General features: G+C 63.7%; 18 protein-coding genes. 11 read left to right on the top strand and 7 right to left on the bottom strand.

All coding sequences use genetic code 11. The features are described 5' to 3' along the window. Positions 1 to 260: 260 nt before the first annotated feature. The 8 genes from GBJ34_RS03935 to GBJ34_RS03970 all read left to right on the top strand — a co-directional run bounded on the left by GBJ34_RS03935 (position 261) and on the right by GBJ34_RS03970 (position 9,419). Positions 261 to 1,316, top strand: a complete 1,056-nt coding sequence (locus GBJ34_RS03935) for a substrate-binding domain-containing protein (protein WP_151717943.1) — start codon at positions 261 to 263, stop codon at positions 1,314 to 1,316. 62 nt (positions 1,317 to 1,378) lie between these two features. Next, complete coding sequence (gene pstC, locus GBJ34_RS03940) at positions 1,379 to 2,839, top strand: phosphate ABC transporter permease subunit PstC (RefSeq protein ID WP_151717944.1); 1,461 nt, start codon at positions 1,379 to 1,381, stop codon at positions 2,837 to 2,839. After that, positions 2,836 to 4,191, top strand: coding sequence for a phosphate ABC transporter permease PstA (gene pstA / locus GBJ34_RS03945; protein ID WP_151717945.1), 1,356 nt, complete (start codon positions 2,836 to 2,838; stop codon positions 4,189 to 4,191). Before pstC ends, pstA begins: the two co-directional genes overlap by 4 nt. A gap of 13 nt (positions 4,192 to 4,204) precedes the next feature. Continuing rightward, positions 4,205 to 5,002, top strand: coding sequence for a phosphate ABC transporter ATP-binding protein PstB (pstB, locus tag GBJ34_RS03950; RefSeq protein WP_151717946.1), 798 nt, complete (start codon positions 4,205 to 4,207; stop codon positions 5,000 to 5,002). Positions 5,003 to 5,013: 11 nt separating this feature from the next. Continuing rightward, a complete protein-coding gene (gene phoU, locus GBJ34_RS03955; protein ID WP_151717947.1) occupies positions 5,014 to 5,739 on the top strand; it encodes a phosphate signaling complex protein PhoU in 726 nt (241 codons plus the stop codon). A 3-nt stretch (positions 5,740 to 5,742) separates the two neighbouring features. Further along, positions 5,743 to 6,435: a phosphate regulon transcriptional regulator PhoB gene (phoB, locus tag GBJ34_RS03960; RefSeq protein WP_151717948.1), complete on the top strand. Its 693-nt coding sequence runs from the start codon at positions 5,743 to 5,745 to the stop codon at positions 6,433 to 6,435. A 158-nt stretch (positions 6,436 to 6,593) separates the two neighbouring features. Beyond that, positions 6,594 to 7,397: an alpha/beta hydrolase gene (locus GBJ34_RS03965; RefSeq protein WP_151717949.1), complete on the top strand. Its 804-nt coding sequence runs from the start codon at positions 6,594 to 6,596 to the stop codon at positions 7,395 to 7,397. Positions 7,398 to 7,442: 45 nt separating this feature from the next. Beyond that, entirely contained in the window at positions 7,443 to 9,419 is a 1,977-nt protein-coding gene (locus GBJ34_RS03970; RefSeq protein WP_151717950.1) for a M10 family metallopeptidase C-terminal domain-containing protein, read from the top strand. Between the two features lie 75 nt (positions 9,420 to 9,494). Here GBJ34_RS03970 and GBJ34_RS03975 read toward each other — a convergent pair whose 3' ends face one another. The 4 genes from GBJ34_RS03975 to GBJ34_RS03990 all read right to left on the bottom strand — a co-directional run bounded on the left by GBJ34_RS03975 (position 9,495) and on the right by GBJ34_RS03990 (position 16,843). Further along, positions 9,495 to 13,469, bottom strand: a complete 3,975-nt coding sequence (locus GBJ34_RS03975) for a calcium-binding protein (protein ID WP_151717951.1) — start codon at positions 13,467 to 13,469, stop codon at positions 9,495 to 9,497. 151 nt (positions 13,470 to 13,620) lie between these two features. Continuing rightward, positions 13,621 to 14,925, bottom strand: coding sequence for a UDP-glucose dehydrogenase family protein (locus GBJ34_RS03980; RefSeq protein ID WP_151717952.1), 1,305 nt, complete (start codon positions 14,923 to 14,925; stop codon positions 13,621 to 13,623). Positions 14,926 to 15,079: 154 nt separating this feature from the next. Continuing rightward, positions 15,080 to 15,940 (bottom strand): DMT family transporter, encoded by an 861-nt coding sequence (locus GBJ34_RS03985; RefSeq protein WP_151717986.1) that lies wholly within the window; start codon positions 15,938 to 15,940, stop codon positions 15,080 to 15,082. A 297-nt stretch (positions 15,941 to 16,237) separates the two neighbouring features. Next, positions 16,238 to 16,843 carry a LysE/ArgO family amino acid transporter gene (locus tag GBJ34_RS03990; protein ID WP_151717953.1) on the bottom strand — a complete coding sequence of 202 codons (606 nt, stop codon included), beginning with the start codon at positions 16,841 to 16,843 and terminating at the stop codon, positions 16,238 to 16,240. Positions 16,844 to 16,930: 87 nt separating this feature from the next. Between GBJ34_RS03990 and GBJ34_RS03995 the strand changes: the two genes are divergently transcribed. Next, entirely contained in the window at positions 16,931 to 17,815 is an 885-nt protein-coding gene (locus GBJ34_RS03995; protein ID WP_151717954.1) for a LysR family transcriptional regulator ArgP, read from the top strand. Here the strand turns inward: GBJ34_RS03995 and GBJ34_RS04000 are convergent. Next, positions 17,800 to 18,117, bottom strand: coding sequence for an antibiotic biosynthesis monooxygenase family protein (locus tag GBJ34_RS04000; protein ID WP_151717955.1), 318 nt, complete (start codon positions 18,115 to 18,117; stop codon positions 17,800 to 17,802). The two genes, GBJ34_RS03995 and GBJ34_RS04000, sit on opposite strands and share 16 nt — an antisense overlap. A gap of 65 nt (positions 18,118 to 18,182) precedes the next feature. Between GBJ34_RS04000 and GBJ34_RS04005 the strand changes: the two genes are divergently transcribed. Further along, positions 18,183 to 18,383 (top strand): hypothetical protein, encoded by a 201-nt coding sequence (locus tag GBJ34_RS04005; protein ID WP_226341032.1) that lies wholly within the window; start codon positions 18,183 to 18,185, stop codon positions 18,381 to 18,383. Here the strand turns inward: GBJ34_RS04005 and GBJ34_RS04010 are convergent. Next, a complete protein-coding gene (locus GBJ34_RS04010; RefSeq protein ID WP_151717956.1) occupies positions 18,358 to 18,681 on the bottom strand; it encodes a hypothetical protein in 324 nt (107 codons plus the stop codon). The two genes, GBJ34_RS04005 and GBJ34_RS04010, sit on opposite strands and share 26 nt — an antisense overlap. Before the next feature lie 144 nt (positions 18,682 to 18,825). On the opposite strand from GBJ34_RS04010, the gene GBJ34_RS04015 reads away from it, so the two are divergent. Next, positions 18,826 to 19,137: an ETC complex I subunit gene (locus GBJ34_RS04015; RefSeq protein WP_151717957.1), complete on the top strand. Its 312-nt coding sequence runs from the start codon at positions 18,826 to 18,828 to the stop codon at positions 19,135 to 19,137. 730 nt (positions 19,138 to 19,867) lie between these two features. On the opposite strand, the gene GBJ34_RS04020 is transcribed toward GBJ34_RS04015, so the two are convergent. Beyond that, positions 19,868 to 20,290, bottom strand: coding sequence for a hypothetical protein (locus tag GBJ34_RS04020; RefSeq protein ID WP_151717958.1), 423 nt, complete (start codon positions 20,288 to 20,290; stop codon positions 19,868 to 19,870). Between the last annotated feature and the right edge of the window lie 149 nt (positions 20,291 to 20,439).

Below are 20,439 nucleotides of genomic sequence, written 5' to 3' on the forward strand. Positions count from 1 at the left end.
CAGGGTTCAATGCGCGAAACCGCCGCAAAAACCCTGTGTCTTCGCGCATATCCCGTCGTTTGGCACCCTCGCGGCCCCCAAAACCGCCCATTATCGCCCGACCGGCCGCGGGCATCGCCTGGCACGCCACCGGCAAGAATCTCGGTCTGCGACGGCGGCTTTTACATTACTGTCACATAAATCTTGCATGACCGTCACAACCGGCCGCTACCCCCTGCCAGCAAGGGCAACAGCCCGACCGGACACAGATGGAGCACACCATGTCTGCCATGAAATTCACCGTCTCCGCCATTGCCATGGTCGCCGCCTCGGCCACCGGCGCGATGGCCCGCGACAATATCCAGATCGCGGGTTCCTCGACCGTTCTGCCCTACGCCACCATCGTGGCAGAGGCCTTCGGCGAGAACTTCGATTTCCCGACCCCGGTCGTGGAAGGTGGCGGATCTGGCGGCGGCCGCAAGAAACTTTGCGAAGGCGTGGGTGAAAACACCATCGACATCGCGAACTCCTCCTCGCGCATCAAGCAATCCGACATCGACCTCTGCGCCACCAACGGCGTGAACGAGATCATGGAAGTCCGTATCGGCTATGACGGCATCGTCTTCGCCAGCGACATCAATGGCCCGGACTTCGCCCTGACCCCGTCGGACGTCTATGCCGCCCTCGGCGCGACGGTCGCCAAGGACGGCGCTCTGGTTGCCAACCCGGCCAAGACCTGGGCTGACGCCAATGCGGCCCTGCCGGCACAACAGATCCTTGCCTTCATCCCGGGCACCAAACACGGCACGCGCGAAGTCTTCGACATCAAGTTGCTGGAAGAAGGCTGCAAGGCCACCGGCGCTTATGATCTGTTCATCGCGGCCTCGGCCGGTGCCGATGACGACGCCAAGAAAGAAGAAGCTGTCGCCAAATGTCTTGAGGTTCGCACCGACGGCGCGTCGGTCGATATCGACGGCGACTACACCGAGACGCTGGCCCGCATCGACGCCAACAAGAACGGCGTGGGCGTGTTCGGTCTGTCCTTCTATCAGAACAACACCGACAAGCTGAAAGTCGCGACCATCGACGGCAAGATCCCCACCGTGGAATCGATCGCCGCCGGTGACTATCCGGTCTCGCGCCCGCTGTTCTTCTATGTGAAGAAAGCGCATATCGGCGTGATCCCGGGCCTGAAAGAATTCATCGAATTCTTCGTGTCCGACGATATGGCCGGCCCGGAAGGCCCGCTGGCGGCCTATGGTCTGGTGTCCGACCCGGAGCTGGCAAAGACCCAGGCAGACGTGGCTGGCGAAGTGCCGATGGGCCCGCTGAACTGATCGCCTGAACAGGCAGGGGGCGCACGGGCTGCGCCCCCTTTCCTCATACGCGGAAGCGAGACATGAGCGTAGGACTGATATTGCTGATCGTGCTGGGCCTTGGGGTGCTCGGCTTTTTCATTGGGCGCCAACGGGCGCTTTCTGTCGCTGATGGCGAACCCCGCAACCTGCACTCGCTGCCCGGATATTACGGCTGGGAAGTGTTTCTCTTCGCGACAGTTCCGGCGCTTGTGCTGCTGGTCGCATGGCTTTTCATCCAACCCGTTGTGATTGAAAACCGCGTCTCTGCCATGCTCCCCGAGGCGGATATCGCCCAGGCGGGGTCGATCACGCTGGTGATGACCGATGTGCGCCGCATCGCACAGGGCCTGGATGCCGTGGCCAAGAAGGCCGGTCTGGATGAGGCCGGGATCAATGCCATGCGCGCAGATCTGACCGATATGCGCGGCCGTCTGGCCTCGGTCGGTGTGGCCATCGGTTCCAATGTCACGCCGTCGACGCTGGAGGCCGCCAAGGCATATCGCAATCTGAACAGCAGCTTTTCGCAGGTGAAGTCCATCGCTGTCGTGCTGACGGCTCTTGCGGGCTTTGCCTGGGCCTTGTTCCAGATCAACCCCGAGCAACGCGCCCGCAATCTGGTGGAGCGCTTCACGCTGGTCCTGCTGGCCTCCAGCTCGTTGATCGCGGTCGCCACCACCTTCGGGATCGTCTTCTCGCTGGTGGCGGAAAGCATTCACTTCTTCAAGCTATACGACTTCAAGCAATTCTTCTTCTCGACCACCTGGAACCCGAAATTCGGGGGTGGGTCGGATCTGGGCATCTGGCCGCTGGTCTGGGGCACGCTCTATGTGTCCTTCATCGCGCTGATTGTCTCGGTGCCGATCGGGCTGATGGCGGCGATCTATCTGTCGGAATACGCCAACAAGACGGTTCGCGCCTTCGCCAAACCGGCGATCGAGATCCTGGCCGGCATCCCGACCATCGTCTATGGCCTGTTCGCCCTCATCACCGTGGGCCCGTTCCTGCGGGACTGGTTCGCCCAGCCGATGGGCATGGGCAACTCGTCCTCCTCGGTGATGACCGCGGGCATCGTGATGGGCATCATGCTGATCCCCTTCGTCTCCTCGCTGTCGGATGACATCATCAACGCGGTGCCGCAATCGATGCGTGACGGCTCGTTCGGGCTGGGGGCCACCCATTCCGAAACCGTCAAGCAGGTCATCATGCCCGCCGCGCTGCCCGGCATCGTCGGTGCCGTCCTGCTGGCTGCATCGCGCGCCATCGGCGAGACGATGATCGTGGTGATGGGCGCAGGGGCCGCTGCGAAGATGGACCTGAACCCCTTTGAGGCCATGACCACGATCACGGTGAAAATCGTGAGCCAGCTGACCGGCGATACCGAGTTCGCAAGCCCCGAGACCCTGGTGGCCTTCGCGCTTGGCCTGACGCTGTTCTGCTTCACCCTTGGCCTGAATGTCATCGCACTCGTGATCGTGCGCAAATACCGGGAACAATACGAATGAGCGACGCAACCTCGCAAATGCCTGCGGCCGCGCGCCCGAAACATTCCCTGTTCGAGCCCGATGCCCGCACGCGCCGCCGCAATGCCGCCGAAACCCGGTTCCGTTTTTTCGGGGCCTCGGCCATCGTCGTCGCGGTGCTGGCGCTGGTGATCCTGCTGGCCTCGGTTCTGGGCAGCGGCCTTGGCGCCTTCCGCCAGACCTTCATCCATATCCCCATCACGCTGGATGCAACCGCCCTTGATAAAGGGGGGAACCGAAATCCCGAGGACATGAAGAAGGTCACCACCATTGGCTATGCCAAGATCTTGGAACAGGGGCTGAAGGCGGCCATCGCCGAAAAGGGCCTGACCGTCGATCCGGCGCTGACCGCCAAGCAGATCGCGGGCCTGATGTCGCAAGATGCCGCCGCACAGCTGCGCAATCAGGTTCTCGCCGATCCCTCGCTGCTGGGGCAGACCATCGAGTTCAGCGCGCTGGCCAATGGTCGTGTCGACGGCTTCCTGAAGGGCCGCGTCACCCTGGAAAGCGCCGCGCGTGACAGCAATATCTCGCCCGCGCAGCTGAACCTTGTCAGCGAAATGAAGGATGCGGGCCTCGTCTCGCTGGATTTCAACCCGGCCTTCATCACCTCAGGCGATGCCTCCGAAGTCCGTCCCGAGGCCGCAGGGCTGGGCGTGGCCATCCTGGGCTCGGCCTATATGATGCTGATCGTTCTGGTCCTGTCGCTGCCCATCGGTGTTGCCGCCTCGATCTACCTTGAGGAATTCGCGCCGAAGAACAAGCTGACCGACATGATCGAGGTGAACATCTCGAACCTGGCGGCGGTGCCTTCCATCGTCTTTGGTATCCTTGGCCTTGCGATCTTCATCAACTTCATGGGCCTGCCGCAATCGGCCCCCATCGTCGGTGGTCTGGTCCTGACGCTGATGACGCTGCCGACCATCATCATCGCAACGCGCGCCGCCCTCAAGGCCGTGCCGCCCTCGATCCGTGATGCGGCCCTGGGTGTGGGTGCCTCCAAGATGCAGGCGATCTTCCACCACGCCCTGCCGCTGGCGATGCCGGGCATCCTGACCGGCACCATCATCGGTCTGGCGCAAGCCCTTGGCGAAACTGCCCCCCTGCTGCTGATCGGCATGGTGGCCTTCGTCCGCGAGACCCCCGGCGCACCGCCGGAAGGTTTCTTCGATCCCGCCTCGGCCCTGCCGGTGCAGGTCTACAACTTCACGCAGCGCGCAGATCCGGCCTTTGTCGAACGGGCATCCGGTGCCATCATCGTGCTGCTGGTCTTCCTTGTGATCATGAACGCGGTCGCCATCATGCTGCGCCGCCGCTTCGAGCGCCGCTGGTAAGGGGATTTCAGAAATGAACGATATGAGAATTGTGGAGAGAGACGTGACCGCCAGCAGCGCAAAAATGGCCGCCCGTGGTGTGCAGGTCTATTACGGCGAGAACCACGCGCTGAAGGATGTCGATATCGACATCCTCGACAAGACGGTCACCGCCTTCATTGGCCCGTCGGGCTGTGGCAAATCGACCTTCCTGCGCTGCCTGAACCGGATGAACGACACCGTCGCCTCTGCCCGGGTTCTGGGGTCCATCACGTTGGAAAACGAGGATATCTACGACAAGCGCGTGGATCCTGTGACCCTGCGCGCCAAGGTCGGCATGGTGTTCCAGAAGCCCAACCCCTTCCCAAAGTCGATCTATGACAATGTGGCCTACGGCCCCAAGATCCACGGCCTGACCCGCAACAAGGCGGAACTGGACGAGGTGGTCGAGAAATCGCTGCGCAAGGCCGCGATCTGGAACGAGGTGAAGGACCGTCTTGACGCGCCAGGCACCGGCCTTTCGGGTGGTCAGCAGCAGCGTCTGTGCATCGCCCGCGCCATTGCCACCTCGCCCGAGGTGCTGCTGATGGACGAGCCCTGCTCGGCACTGGACCCCATCGCCACCGCCCAGGTGGAAGAGCTGATCGACGAGCTGCGCAGCCAGTTCTCGGTCGTGATCGTCACCCATTCCATGCAACAGGCCGCACGGGTCAGCCAGCGCACCGCCTTCTTCCACCTTGGTAATCTGGTGGAATATGGCGAGACCGGCCAGATCTTCACCAATCCCAGCGATCCGCGCACTGAATCCTACATTACCGGCCGTATCGGCTGAGGGAGAGTTCCATGCAGAACGAAAAACACATCGTCTCTTCCTTCGACCGCGATCTCGAAGGCGTGCAGGCCACGGTGATGAAGATGGGGGGGCTCGTCGAGGCGGCCCTTCTGGATGCGGCGCAGGCCCTGGATACCCGCGATGAGGAACTGGCGAACCGCGTCCGCGCCGGCGATGCCGCCATCGACGCGCTGGAGGATCAGGTGCAGTCGGAATGCGCCCGCCTGATCGCGCTGCGCGGCCCGACCGCCAGCGACCTGCGCACCGTGCTGACGGTGATGCGGATCGCGGCCAATCTGGAACGCTGCGGCGATTATGCCAAGAACCTGGCCAAACGGTCGGTCGTGCTGAACAGCATGGCGCAGATCGAAGGGGCCACCGGCTCCATCCGCCGGATGTGCCGCGCCGTGGTTCTGATGCTGAAGGACTCGCTCGACGCCTATATCGCACGCGATACCAAGATGGCCGCCGATGTGCGCCAGCGCGACCACGAGATCGACCAGATGTATAATGGTCTGTTCCGGGAATTCCTGACCCATATGCTGGAAGACACTCGCACCATCACACCCTGTATGCATCTGCATTTCATCGCCAAGAACATCGAGCGCGTGGGCGACCATGCGACCGGGATCGCGGAACAGGTGATCTATCTGGTAGATGGCCGTCTGCCCGAGGAAGAACGTCCGAAGGAAAGCGGCCTGCGCGCGATGGTCTCTGCTTCGGAAGCCGAGGGCTGACACATGGCAAGCCAGGAACAGCCCACCGTTCTGCTGGTCGAGGACGAACCCGCGCAACGCGAGGTGCTGGCCTATAACCTGGAGGCCGAGGGCTTTGCCGTTACCCAGGCGGCAGATGGCGAAGAGGCGATGATGCTGGTGGACGAAGCCGCCCCCGACATCATCATCCTTGACTGGATGATGCCCAATCTTTCGGGGATCGAGGTCTGCCGGCGTTTGAAGATGCGGCCCGAAACCCGGGGCATCCCGATCATCCTGCTCTCGGCCCGCGCCGAAGAGGTGGATCGGGTCCGGGGCCTGGAAACCGGCGCGGATGATTATGTCATCAAGCCCTATTCGGTGCTGGAGCTGATGGCGCGGGCGCGGGCGCAATTGCGCCGGGTCCGCCCGTCAACCGCCGGTGTGGTGCTGGAGTTTGAGGATATCCGCCTTGATCCGGAAACCCACCGGGTGACCCGGCAGGGCAAGATGCTGAAGCTCGGCCCCACCGAGTTCCGGCTGCTGACCACCTTCATGGAAAAGCCCGGTCGGGTCTGGAGCCGCGAGGCCCTGCTGGACCGGGTCTGGGGGCGCGACATCTATGTCGATACCCGCACCGTGGATGTCCATATCGGACGGCTGCGCAAGGCGCTGTCGCAGCATGGCGGCGAAGACCCGCTGCGCACGGTGCGCGGCGCGGGCTATGCCCTTGGCTGAACGATCCCGGCAGGCCTGTTGAACGGAAAACGGGGTGCCCGGCCATGGCGCGGGCACCCCGCTCATTTCAGGCCGGATCCGCCCGGCTTTGCGGATTGCCTTTCCCCTGCCCTGCGGCCACTCTGCCCGCATCGCAGGTCAAGCAGGGTGCGCGCAGGATGCAGGATCTTTCCAACGATTACGCCAATGCGGATTTCATCGCCGGGGCGGCTGATTTTCCGCCGCGCTGGAAGGCGCAGGCCGCCGCATTCCGGGCCGGGCTTGGCGCGCGGGCGCGGCTGGATCTGGCCTATGGGTCGGAGGCGCGGCAGGCCCTTGATCTGTTCCTGCCCGACACCTCACCCAAGGGGCTGCTGGTCTTCGTGCATGGCGGCTATTGGCTCGCCTTTGGGCGGGAAGACTGGTCGCATCTGGCGGCGGGTGCGCTGGCGCGCGGATGGGCCTGCGCCATGCCTTCCTACACGCTGGCACCAAAGGCGCGGATCGGCGCCATGACGCATGAAATCGCACAAGCCTGCCGTTTTGCTGCCAGCCTGCTGCCCGAAGGGCTGCCGATCGTGGTCACCGGCCATTCGGCGGGCGGGCATCTGTCGGCGCGCATGGCGTGCAGCGACATCACGCTGCCGGGCCTGTGCCGGGTCGTCCCGATCTCGCCGCTTTCGCTGCTGGCCCCGCTGATGCAGACCGGCATGAACGCCAATCTGCACCTTGACGCCGAAGAATGCGCGACGGAAAGTCCGGCGCTGCTGACCCGCCGCCCCGGGATCAGCGCCCATATCCATGTCGGCGGACAGGAGCGCCCGGCCTTTCTGTGGCAGGCGCGCAGCCTGTCGGAAGCCTGGGATTGTGGCTGGACCGTCGCGCCGGGTCGGCATCATTTCGATGTCGTGGAGGATCTGGCCGATCCGGGCTCGGCGCTATGCGGCTTGCTGATTGACGCGGCAACACCCGCCGCAACATAGTGCCGAAACACACCCTGAGATTGTCCTCGAAGCCCAGGTATCCCGTTGAAGAACATAGCCCTACCGCATTTCACCATCGACCAGATCGCCCGACAGCTGACCGATGACTTCTGGACCTATCAGGGCGAGACGCGCCGCGTCTTTCATCTGGGGGCCGACAAGGCGCTGACCTATGATCTGGGCACCCTCAGCCCCGATGAACGCTTTCTGGCCCGCAATGCGCTTCAGGCCTGGAGCGCGGCCAGCGGTATCCGCTTTGTCGAGGTCGGGCTGGACGTCCGGGCTCCGATTGTCGTGGAAAGTCGCGACCTTCCCGCCAGCCGCCAGACCCTGCAAGATCTGGCCGTGAACAGCGTCTTTGAGGGGCGGCTGAACGGAAGCCAGGACGAAGATTGGCTGCGGATCACCTTGAAGGCCGGCCAGACCTACACAATCACCGTGGATGGCGTCGGTGCAGACGGCCTGCGCGATCCCTATCTGGCGATCTACGATGCCAAATCCGGCGATCCGATCCGATGGGATGATGACGGCGGCAATGGCAATCATAGCGCGCTGACCTTCACGGCAGGGCGCAGCGGCACCTTCTATCTGGCCGTAGGCTCGGCCACAGACGGTCTGGATGGCGGCTATCGTGCAACCTTCCGTCAGGGCCGGGCTGCCGAACTGACCTTTACCAATGACCACCCCGAGGATGGGGCCTGGTCAACATCGGAAGTGATGCGCGGCCGCATCACCAGCTCGCTCATCAATGTGGAAAGCGACTGGAACGATGCGCCGGTTTCGCTCAATTCCTATTGGTTCCAGACCTATATCCATGAGGTCGGCCATGCGCTCGGCCTGGGTCACGGCGGCCATTACAATGGCGATGCCGATTGGCCCGATGATGCCCATTACGCCGAAGACAGCGTGATGATGACCATCATGTCCTATTTCTTTCAATCCGGTGACAGGTCGCAGGTGAACCCGAACTTCCGTGGCGATGCGGGATATGTCGTGACCCCGATGGCCGCCGATATCACCGCGATCCGCGACCTTTATGGTCTGAAGGCCAGCACGCATAAGGGCGATACCACTTACGGTCACAACAGCAATGTGGGTGGCTATCTGGAGCGTCTGTTCGATGCGATGTTCGATGACAGGCCCAGTCCCGGTCGGGTCTGGCAGGACAATAACATCCTGTTTACCATTCACGACAGCAGCGGCTATGACCGGCTTGATTTCTCCACCGTGGGCAAAAACCAGGTGATCCGGCTGGAGCCGGGCAGCTTTTCCTCGGTCGGGGGTTTCCGGCAGAACATGGGCATCGCCGAAGGCACGGTGATTGAAGCCGCCATTGCCGGGCGCGGCCATGACAAGATCTATGGGTCCGATCGCGACAACCATCTGTCAGGTGGGCCGGGCCGGGACACGCTGCAAGGCGGCGGCGGCAATGACACGTTGGTCGGCGGGCGCGGCAATGACCGGCTGATTGGCGGCAGCGGGCGAGACCTGGCCGATTATTCCGACGAACGCGCCAATATCGTGGTGGACCTTGTTTCCGGCAGGGCGCAGGTCGGGGGGCGCAATGGCAGCCGCGATACGATCCTCGGGATCGAGGATCTGCGCGGCGGGGGCGGCAACGATCTGCTCAAGGGCGACCTGCGCAACAATACCCTGCAAGGCTTTGGCGGCCATGACACCCTGCGTGGCAATGCGGGCAATGACATCCTGCAGGGCGGGCGCGGCAATGATCTGCTTTCGGGCGGCCCGGGCAATGACATCCTGCGGGGCGGGGCCGGGGCCGACAGGTTCGTGTTCGACGGTGGCCTTGACCGGATTACCGATTTCAACGCGCGCGAGAAGGACAGGATCGAGATTGACAGCGATCTATGGGGCGGTGGCCGCCGCAGCGTGCAAAGCCTGCTGGACGCGGCCAACGTGACCAGTTCTGGGATCGCGCTGAGTTTCGGCCGCGACAAGCTGCTGAGCATTGACGGTGTCGAGGCAGTCGCGGAACTGCAGGGCCATGTTTTCATCATCTGACCGGATCTTGATCTGACCGGGGCCTGACCGGGGCTTGCATCCCGGTCAGGCCCAGGCCGGGCCGCAAGGTGCGGGTCAGATCAGATCGATGACGCGGTGCAAGGTGCTCAGGCTCGAGATGCCGAGGATCTCGACCTCGCCCCGGCTGCCGAAATCCAGCGCGACATTATTGCCGCGATCCTCGCCCCAGCGGGTGACGATCTTCGTGACGCTCATGCCGCGCAGAAAGGGCAAGGCCGCGCGATCAAGCAACAATTCGTCGCCCTGGATCCGGCTGAAATCCAGGATCCGGTCGCGCCCGCCGGAATAGACGAAATCGTCGGCACCTGCGCCGCCGCGCAGCAGATCGTCGCCACGGCCGCCATCCAGCCGGTCACGGCCCGCCCCGCCTTCCAGCCGATCGCGCCCGGATCCGCCCATCAGGCGGTCATCCCCGGCCCCGCCCTGCAAATGGTCGTGCCCATCGCCCCCACGCAGGGTGTCATTGCCGCCAAGCCCGCGCAACGTGTCATTGCCTCCCATGCCCAGCAATGCGTTCTTGCCGCGATTGCCGACCAGCCGGTCGCCGCCCTCAGCACCTTGCAGCCCCTCGATCCCCTTCAGCAGATCGCGCCCCTGTCCGGTGACCTGCGGCCGACTGTGTTCCAGCGTGATGCGCAGCGCCGCCTTGCCAGTAAAGATCGCGATGTCAAACCCATCCCCGCCGTAAAGCCGGTCATTGCCCGCGCCGCCAGTCAGCTGGTCAGAGCCAGAGCCGCCATAGATCAGGTCATTGCCCTTGCCACCTGACAGTCGATCATTGCCGGCCTCGCCCCTCAGGCTGTCATTGCCATCTCCGCCGCGCAAGGCATCGCGCCCGCCCCCCCCCGTCAGGCGATCCTTGCCGCTGCCGCCGAACAGGCTGTCATTCCCGGTATCGCCCATAAGGGTGTCATTCCCGCCCAGACCCGTGATCCGGTCATGGCCCGCCCCGGCTTGCAGCCGGTTCGACTGGCCGTTGCCAGTGACCCGGTCATGACCGCTGCCGGTGGTCACCGCCTCGATCCCGATCAGAATGTCGGTGCCCGCGCCGGTCTGTTGCGGCGTGCTGCGGCGCAGATCGATGCGGGCCGCGGCGCGCCCGCCGAAAAACGCATGGTCGATGCCTGCCACGCCATCGATCCGGTCGTTCCCGTCCCCGGCATAAAGGCTGTCATTGCCCGCGCCCCCGAACAAGGTGTCATTCAACGCATCGCCATAGATCCGGTCATCGCCATCATCGCCCCAGAGCGTATTGGCCCCGGTGCCGCCAAAGATCAGGTCATGGCCTGCGCCGCCATAGATCTGATCGGCATCCGCATCGCCATGCAGGGTGTCATGGCCGGCATCGCCCAGCATCTGGTCCCGGCCCGCACCGCCATAGATCAGGTCATGATCGGCAAGCCCCAGCAGCCGGTCATTGCCCACCCCCCCATAAATCGTGTCGGCCCCGGCATCGCCCAGGACGGAATCGTCGCCATCATCGCCATAGAGACGGTCATTGCCCGCACCACCGCGCAAAGTGTCGTTGTCTGCCTCGCCCTGCAGCAGATCATGGCCTTCGCCGCCTTCCAGCAGGTCTGCGCCCCGGGCCCCCAAAAGGCTGTCATTGCCTGCGCCGCCATAGGCGCGGTCATTGCCGCTGCCAAGCCAGATGCGGTTCGCGGCCGCATTGCCCGTCACCGTATCATTGCCCCACCCCGTCAGAACATTCTCGATCCAGAGCAGCAGATCAGTGCCATGACCCCCGGTATATTGCGCGCGGGTCCAGGCCAGATTGATCGCCACCGCGTGACGGCCATCATAATTGGCGAGATCCACCCCGCCGCCGCCATTGAGCGTATCATTGCCGGGCCCGCCGATCAGGGTGTCATCGCCGGTATCCCCTTGCAGATTGTCATGGCCCGCCCCGCCCGACAGGCTGTCATTGCCGGCACCGCCATTCAGATAATTATGGCCATTACTGCCGATCAGCGTATCGCGCCCCTGCCCGCCGATGAATCCTTCGATCCCGGTCAGCCGGTCGCCGGTCGCATCCCCCCCGCTGACGATGCCGCGCGACAGATCGATCCGGATCGCGGCGCTGGAACCCGCATAGCTTGCGATATCGGACCCGGCCCCGCCATAAAGCCTGTCTGCCCCCGGCCCGCCGATCAGCGTGTCATTGCCCGACCCGCCGAAAAGGCGGTCAGCGCCGCCCAACCCCTCAAGCCGGTCATGGCCTTCCCGGCCCCAAAGATGGTTGACCCCGCTATTGCCGATCAGCACATCATTGAAGCGGCTGCCGCCCAGATGCTCGATGGAATTGAAGCGGTCCAGCCCCGAGGATCCGCCATGTGGCGCAGGGCTGGACAGGCTGGCGGTCACGCCGCGTGAAAGGCCCGCGTAATCCACCAGATCGGCACCAGCCCCGCCGATCAGCATATCGCCACTGTTGCGTGCCATGAAACTGTCATCGCCCGCGCCGCCGGTAACCGTTTCGCGCGCAGGAGCCTGCGGGGTGAAGGCGACACCGGCCACCGGATCGGGGTCGATCAGATGCCAGATGCCGAACAGCCGGGCGGTGGTGAACAACCCACGCGGCAGGTTCTGCCCGTCGGCGCTGTAGACAGTCAGAGCCTCGTCGCGCCAGCGGATCACGGTGGCACCGTTGCGCTCCACAATCGACAGGGCTTGGGCGGAATAGACCCGCCCCCAGCCCGACAGATCGATCCGGTCGATCCCCGGCTCAAAATCGCGGATCACATCGGCCACGCCATCACGTCCCAGCACGAAGACATCCGCCCCTGCCCCGCCACACAGGGTATCGGCGCCCAGCCCGTCCAGCAGCACGTCATCGCCTGCGCCGCCGACCAGGGAATCGTCACCTGCTGCCCCCCATAGCAAATCATCCCCCGCCCCGCCGGTCAGCGTGTCCGCCCCGGCCCCGCCGCGCTGTTCGGCAACCGGGTCGCCCGGATCGAAGCGCAGCCGAAGCAGACCCGCGCGTTCGCCGCCAAGGATCAGTTCGATCCGGCCGCCGACCACCACCGCTTCGATGGCCGTCAGATTGTCGATGGGCAGTGTCGCCGTGCCTTCGATCATGCCAGCCGCAATCAGCCGTCCGTCCGGCAACAGCATCAGCGCCTGCAATCCGCCATCGCCACCGCCCGCAAAGACAAAAACCCGACCGTTGACAACTGCGGTCGCCAAGGCCTCGACCCGTTGAAAACGGGTCTCCATCGTATCGATGATATGGTCGGTCACTCGCAAGACGCCGCTGCCTGACAGCTCCATCACCGAGACCGAGGATGTGCCGCTGCCGGCCGCGATCACCCATGTCTTGCCATGGGCCTGCACCACCTCCAGCGCCGATGGGGCCGCGATCCCCAACCCCGCCGAGGCCCCCAGCTTGGAAACGACACGGATCGCACCATCGTCGCCCAGCCCCCAGACCCGCAGGGAGTCCTCGACATTGGACAGGGTGATGACAAAGGTCCGCGCGCCGATATTGACCGATGCCATGTCGCGCACATCCGCCATCTGCTCGCCCGCGCCGAACAGTTCACGCCCATCGGTGCTGAACAGGATGCCGGTGGCCGACAGGCGGCTGACCTCCAGCCGCCCGGTTTCCTTCACCGCAGAGATGACAAAGGTGGTGCCGTCGCGATCTGCCAGCGTATGGGCGGTGATGATCCCCGACGGCCCACGGCGATAGCTGAACCCGGTGCCGATCACGCCATTGTCGATCAGTCCAAAGCCGCCGACATTGGCAGACCAGCCGCCGGTCCAGATCAACTGTGGCGTGCCGGTCGCCGTCACGATGGACAAATGGGTGGCCGCGGGCAGGTGATTTGTCACCGCAAGTGTCTGACTGTCACGCAAGGCAAGCCCTGTCGCGGTCAACTCGAAGGCCAATATGCCGCCCCCCGCCCGCGTCGTGGTAAAGAGCTGCACCTTGCCCTCCACCACGCGTGAAACAATATCCGTCACCCCCGCAAGCAGCTGTGACGCAGCCGAGCGGAATACGCCCAAAGCGTTGAATTGGCCCATAGCCAAGCCCCAAACCCGAATTTACACCCGGGTTCAGGATGGCTGCGCCATGCTTGGCAGAGATTTAACGAACCATGGCAGGGCCGGTCAAAGCCATGGCAAGATCAAGGCATTCGCGCGCAATGCGCGCCTGCCCGATGGTCACGCGGCCTTAGCGCCCCACGCCTGCATAGACCTCGAACCCGGCGGCAAGCGCCTGTTCGCGGTCATAGATATTGCGCAGGTCCGCCAAACGCGGATGCGCCATCTTGCGGGCCAGCTTGGACAGATCCAGCGCGCGGAACTCGTTCCATTCGGTCAGGATCACCACCAGATCGGCACCATTGGCTGCGCCATAGGCGGTTTCGACCCATTTCGTGCCGGGCAACAGCGCCTCGCCCTCGTGGCGGCCCTGCGGATCGACCAATCGCACTTTGGCCCCCGCCCCAACCAGCGCGGGCACGATGGTCAACGAGGGCGCATCCCGCATGTCATCGGTATCCGGCTTGAAGGTCACGCCCAGCACGGCGATTGTCTTGTCGCGCAACACGCCATCGCAAAGATCCTCGATCTTGGCGATCATGCGATGCTTGATCTCGTCATTCACGCGGATCACAGTTTCGGTGATCTGCATCGGCACGGCATGGTCCTGGCCAATCCGGGCCAAAGCCTTGGTATCCTTCGGGAAACAGCTGCCGCCATAGCCCGGCCCGGCATGAAGAAATTTCGGGCCGATCCGGCCATCCATGCCGATGCCCTTGCTGACGGCCTTCACATCCGCGCCCACGCGTTCGCACAGCGCCGCAATCTCGTTGATGAAGGTGATCTTGGTCGCAAGAAAGGCATTGGCCGCGTATTTGATCATCTCGGCCGATTCCAGATTGGTATAAACCACCGGGAAATCGCGCAGCGACAACGGGCGGTAAAGCTCTGCCATCACCTTCAGCGCGCGCTCGGTCTCGACCCCGATCACCACACGGTCTGGGCGCATGAAGTCATCGATCGCGGCTCCTTCGCGCAGGAACTCCGGATTCGAGGCAACATCGAACGGCGTATCCCCCGCAGTGCGCGCCAAAGCTTCGGCGACCTTGCGATTGGTGCCGACCGGCACGGTCGATTTGGTGACAACGACCGCGTAATCTTCAAGGGCGGCACCGATCTCTTCGGCGGCGGCCATCACATAGCGAAGATCGGCATGGCCATCGCCGCGCCGCGTCGGCGTGCCGACCGCGATGAAAACGGCGCTCGCACCGCGTACCGCCTCGGCCAGATCCTGCGTGAAGGACAACCGCCCCGCCGCGACATTGCGTGCAAGCACTTGGTCCAGGCCGGGTTCATAGATCGGCACCTGACCTGCGCGCAATTTTTCGACCTTGGCCGGGTCTTTGTCGACACAGACCACCTCATGCCCGAAATCCGAGAAACAGACCCCGGAGACCAGCCCGACATAGCCTGTCCCGATCATCGCTATTTTCATGTTCCTGCCCGTTTCGCGGCCTATCGCCGCCCTTGTGCCCGACATTTCTGAGCCGGGTTTGCTGCTGGAGACGCCCTTTTCGGATCGCCGCATCTGGTATGCCCGGTAATTCGGTTAGAATTAAGACATTGTCGCCGCCTTGGCGACAATTTCCTCAAGATTTCGTGGCATTCACGACGGGCGTGACCGTGCGTCGCAACAAGTGTGCTTCGCGCAGGGTGATATAGCTGATCGCGGCGATGATGACCCCGCCCCCCAGCAGGACAAAGATATCGACCCCCTCGCCAAAGACCAGCCAGCCCAGCAGGGTGGCCCAGATCAGCTGCAGGAAGGTCACAGGCTGTGTCACCGTCATCGGTGCGACGCCAAAGGCGCGCGTCATGCAGTAATGGCCCGAGGTCGCAAAGGCCGCCACCAGCGCAAGCGCCGCCAGTTGCGTCAGGCTGACCGGCACCCAGACCCAGAGGGCAAAGGGCAACAGCCCCAATGTGACGCAGATGCTCATCATGGCGACGATGGTCGAGGCGGGAACCAACCCGCTCAGCCGTTTGGCAAAAAGGTAGGATGCGGCAAAGAAGAATGCCGCCGCCATTTGGGCAAAATGGCCGTCCGTCACCTCGCGTAGTCCTGGGCGCAGCACGATCCCCGCCCCGAGGATGGCGACCACCACCGCAAGGATCCGGCGCATCGCCAGCACCTCACCGAAAAACAGCGCAGCCCCCAGCGTGACAAGGATCGGATTGAGATAGCCGATCGCTGTGACCTCAGCCACCGGCAGCCGTGCCATGGCGTGGAACCAGCAGATCACCGCGGCAGTATGGACGAGGCCGCGCAAGCCAAAAAGCGTCAGCGCACCGGGCGGGAACCCGCGACGCAGCATCGGCGCGACGGTCGGCAACAGGAACAGCACGCCGAAGGCAAAGCGCAGAAAGGCCGATTGGGCCGCGGGCAGGTCTGTCCCAAGCCCGCGCACCAACCCATTCACGCCCACGAAGCTGAGCCCCGAAGCCAGCATCCACAGCACGCCCTGCACGGGCCGGTTTTCTTGCGACTGCACCATCCATCCGATGTGCACGGGCATCCCGCTGCGGTGCAAGCGCCGCTTTGTGCCGGGCACAATCGATGCTCTGTGCGGGGCACAGCCAATGCTTAGTGCCGGGCACAATCGGTGAGCCATCTGGCGGCCCGCAATCGATGCGCGGGCCCAGCCGGACCAGCTCATGGCCGTTTGGAACGAGCCCCGCGCCCAATCTCCTGGCCGCCGCCACCTCTGCATGGGGGCCGGCCGCAAAGACAGGCCGCAATGCCGCGCTCAACCGCCAAAGGCCAGCCCTGCCGCCAGCACCCACATCACGCAGCCCACCACGATTTCCAGCATGACCCAGGCACGCGGCTTGGCAAAGACCGGGGCCAGCAACCGCGCACCAAAGCCAAGGGCAGAGAAGAAGCTGAACGAGGCCGCGACCGCCGCCATGCCAAAGGCCATTTCATGCGGGGCATATTGCGCCGAGATCGACCCCACCAACACGACCGTATCCAGATAGACATGGGGGTTGGCCCAGGTGAACAGCAGGCACATGATGACGACCCGGCGCAGCGGCACCGGCCCCGCCCCTTGCGGCACCAGCGCCGCCCCACCGGCCCAGGCGGCGCGAAACCGCAGGGCCCCATATACGGTCAGAAAGGCCACGCCGAGCCAGCGCATCGCCTCGCCAAACCACGGCGCGGCGCGGGCGATGGCCCCGAAGCCACCGACCCCGGCGGCGATCAGCACCGCGTCAGAGCAGGCGCAGATCAGGACCACCGCCAGCACATGTTCACGCCGCAGTCCCTGCCGCAGCACAAAGGCATTCTGCGCCCCGATGGCGACGATCAGGCTGAGCCCAACCAGATATCCCGCAATCACCGCATCCCACATGGCACCCCCCAGCTGGCTTTGACTTGACTTAGCCGCGCGGCACAGGACAATCCAATTAATGTTTCTTCAACTAGATAAGAATGTCTAATGCTGGACTATCCCGCCCTTGCGGCCCTTGCGGCCGTGCATCGCCGCGGTGCCTTTGATCTGGCGGCGGCGCAGCTTGGCGTCACCCCTTCCGCGGTGTCGCAACGCATCAAGGGGCTGGAGGATCGGATCGGCGCGCTGCTGGTCCGGCGCGGCCAGCCTTGCACAGCGACGGACACCGGCCTGCGCCTGATCCAGCATTTTGATGAGGTGATGCTGCTGGAGGCGGCTCTGCCCCTGCCCGATCCGCAACCGGCCACGCTGCGTATCGCGGTCAATGCCGACAGCCTTTCGACATGGGTGATCCCTGCCTTGGCCGCGGTGCCAGGGCTGCTGTTCGATATCGTGATCGACGACCAGGATGTCAGCCAGGATTGGCTGCGTCGGGGCGAGGTGGCAGGCGCGATCACCTCGCATCCCGGCCCGCTTCAGGGGTGTGACACCGTCCCGCTCGGGCTGCTGCGCTATATCGCAACCGCCAGCCCCGCTTTCCTGCAGCACTGGCTGCCAGATGGCGTGACACGGCAGGGCATGGCCGCAGCGCCCGGCCTGACATATTCTGACCTCGACACGCTGCAACATGATTGGTTGCGCCGCGAATGCGGACCGGGGATCGTGTTCCCGACGCATCGCATCGCCTCGTCTCAGGGCTTTGTCGATGCGGCGCTTGCGGGCCTTGGCTGGGGGATGAACCCGTGGCCTTTGGTCAGCGCGCATCTCGCCGCCGGGCGACTGATCGAATTGCGCGCAGATCGTCCGCTGGATGTTGCGCTGCACTGGCAGTTCGCGCGCCGCACCGCACCGGCGCTGGCCCCGCTGACCCGGGCATTCCGGCGCGCGGCGGCGCAGGTGCTGCTGCCGCTGCCCGGTCAGAACACGGCCTGAACCTCATACATCACGGGTTCGAAACTGCGGGACAGCGTGCCGAACAGTCGGGTGCGTTCGCGCATTTCCGGGCTGCGCAGCATGGCCTGAAAATCCTCGCGCTGCTGCCATTGCGAGTAATTGGCGATGCGGGTGCGCGCGTCATTCATGTGCAGCCCCGCCGAGATAAAGCCCCGCTGATGCCGGATGAAGCTGTCAAACGCCTCCTCTAGCGCCTCCATCAGATCATGGGCGGTGCCGGGTGTCACCTCGAAGGTGGTGATGACGGTCTGGCCGCGAAAGCTGGACGTGATCTCTGGCATATGCGATCCTCCCTTGCCTTGTCAGGGCCCCTCCCGGACCCTGCCGGAACAGCGTAACATCGGACATGACAAAACCCATAGGCTTCCTAGACCCCGATCACCCGTTCTTTCGCAAAGCCGTGACGCGCTGGCTGACCACCTTGGTGCCGCTGGCCTGGGCCACGGTTGAATTCATCAATGGCGCACCGGCCTGGGGCATCATGTTCGGCGCGGCCGGGGCCTATGCCGGCTACAAACTTCTCATCGTCGGGCCGTCGAACAGGTGACCCGGCCCCGCATCTCGCCGCTGTCGCCCTGCACGGTCGAGGGCACAAGGTGGCACCCGGTCAGGCGCGGCACCAGATCGATCATGGTGGCGCGGATCGCCTGATGGCTGCCGCGCCCGGCCCAGCCAAGGCGTATCACCTCCACCTGATTGCCATGCAGAAACAACACATAATCGCGCCCGTCGACATGCACCGCAAACCGTTTCGCCCCCATCATCACAGGGGCTGGCTGCGCCCCGCAGGCCGCAAGCAAGAGCAAGGTGATTCCCCGCGCGATCAGGGTCAGAAAATGGTCCATGAACCCAGTTTGACGCAGCATCCCTAACCAAGCGTTAACTCGGACCAGCCGTTTTCCCCCGCTTCTCCGCGCAGCCTGCCCTCGCCCCTTGCCTCCGCGCCGATTTTCGCAAATAACCACCACAGGTTTTCCACGGAGTCAGCCATGCGCGCACGCATCTATCAGCCCGCCCGCAACGCCATGCAATCGGGCACAGCCAAGACCAAGGGCTGGGTGCTTGAATTTGCCCCGGATTCGGCGCGCGAGGTCGATCCGCTGATGGGCTGGACTTCGACCACCGACACCAATACCCAGGTCAAGCTGCGCTTCGACACACGCGAAGCCGCCGAAGATTACGCCCGCGCGCGTGGCATTGATTTCGTCATCGCGGACCCGAATACCCGCAAGCCCAATATCCGCCAGCTTGGTTACGGCGAAAACTTCGCCACCAACCGCCGAGGTGCCTGGACCCACTGATCGCGGTCTGGCCGCGGCACATCTTCGCATCGCTATCGGCCATCAACATTGTCCTGCGATGGCGGACCGGCTTGGGATTGGCCCGGCAATCGCCCCCCATAGGTTCGTTTCGTCGTACCACCACACTGAGAATTTCTTCGGTATTTCCGGTCTTCTGCTCCACGCGCCTTGCGGCAAAAGTCTGGGCACTTTGCGGAAATGGTCAGAGATCCAGCCATAAGACCGCAACTGGCCCGTGTGACCATGACGAGGCCTGCAGTCGGGGTGCTCCTGGCGGTGGGAAAGGTCGAGCGGACAGCCCGCAAAGTTTATCTTGCCGGCAATCAGACGCGCGCGATGTGCATCGGTCAATTCGAACGCGCTGACATCTGCGTTGGCGGCGCGACTTTGGGTCATTGCTGCCCGACAGCGTTCGAAGCCCGGGCCAGACACACTTAACAGGCTGTCGGCGGATCCGGTAGAAGTTCACCCGACCGCTGATCGACAATGCGCAGCAGGCAGTCGCGCCACATGCGGGAGACAAAATGCTTGCTGAGTTCACAGCCCAGCCACATGAAAGTATTTCAGTGATGAAAAGTGCCACGTAGATGTTCCATTATCGCGTCGAAAAAACCAATGAAATCAAATACCCACTTTCTGAATGACGCATGCGCCCGTCCATTTTCGCCACATAGTTTGTCCCACCTCGGCAAAGCAAAAGGGCCGGTGAACGCCGGCCCTCTGCTTTCGATCAGCCGATATCGGCGCAGCGGTAGATGGTCTGACATCGCTCGTGCAGCGGCAGGGGCGCAATGCCGCGGTCGGCCTGGATGATGGCTTCAGCGCCGGAGTTGCGGCGGGTTCGCGCGGCCAGCTGGGTCACGGTGATGTAGGTTCGCCGAAACTCTTCTAGGCTGTTTTCTGAAATATACCAGCGAAGCCACCCACTCTGGGGTTCGATCGCCATCACGCTTTCCACACATGCCCGGCTGATCAGGGCGCGCAGTGTCCGGATGTCGACGCCGATCATTCGAGCCGCCGTTCCCGGTGGCACCGCCCCATCGACAGGGCAGGAGATCGCCTCGCGCAGAGTGGGCAGGTGTACCCGGAATGCCCGGAACCTGCTGTCGCAGCCGACATCGCGGCGCAGGGGGGTATGAAGTTTCAGGATCATAGTCGTGACCCGGTCGGTTGGGCAGTGCAGACGATGCGCTGCCGTTGGGATATTAAGCTACTCCGCGTTCCTTGGACAGTTTTCGGGGATATTTAAGCTACAGCCTGTGCCTGCCGGTCGGTTTCGATTCTGTTGAAGTAGACCACGGC

Origin of the sequence: Gemmobacter serpentinus, from assembly GCF_008973825.1 — a bacterium.
Classification (GTDB): Bacteria; Pseudomonadota; Alphaproteobacteria; order Rhodobacterales; family Rhodobacteraceae; genus Gemmobacter; species Gemmobacter serpentinus.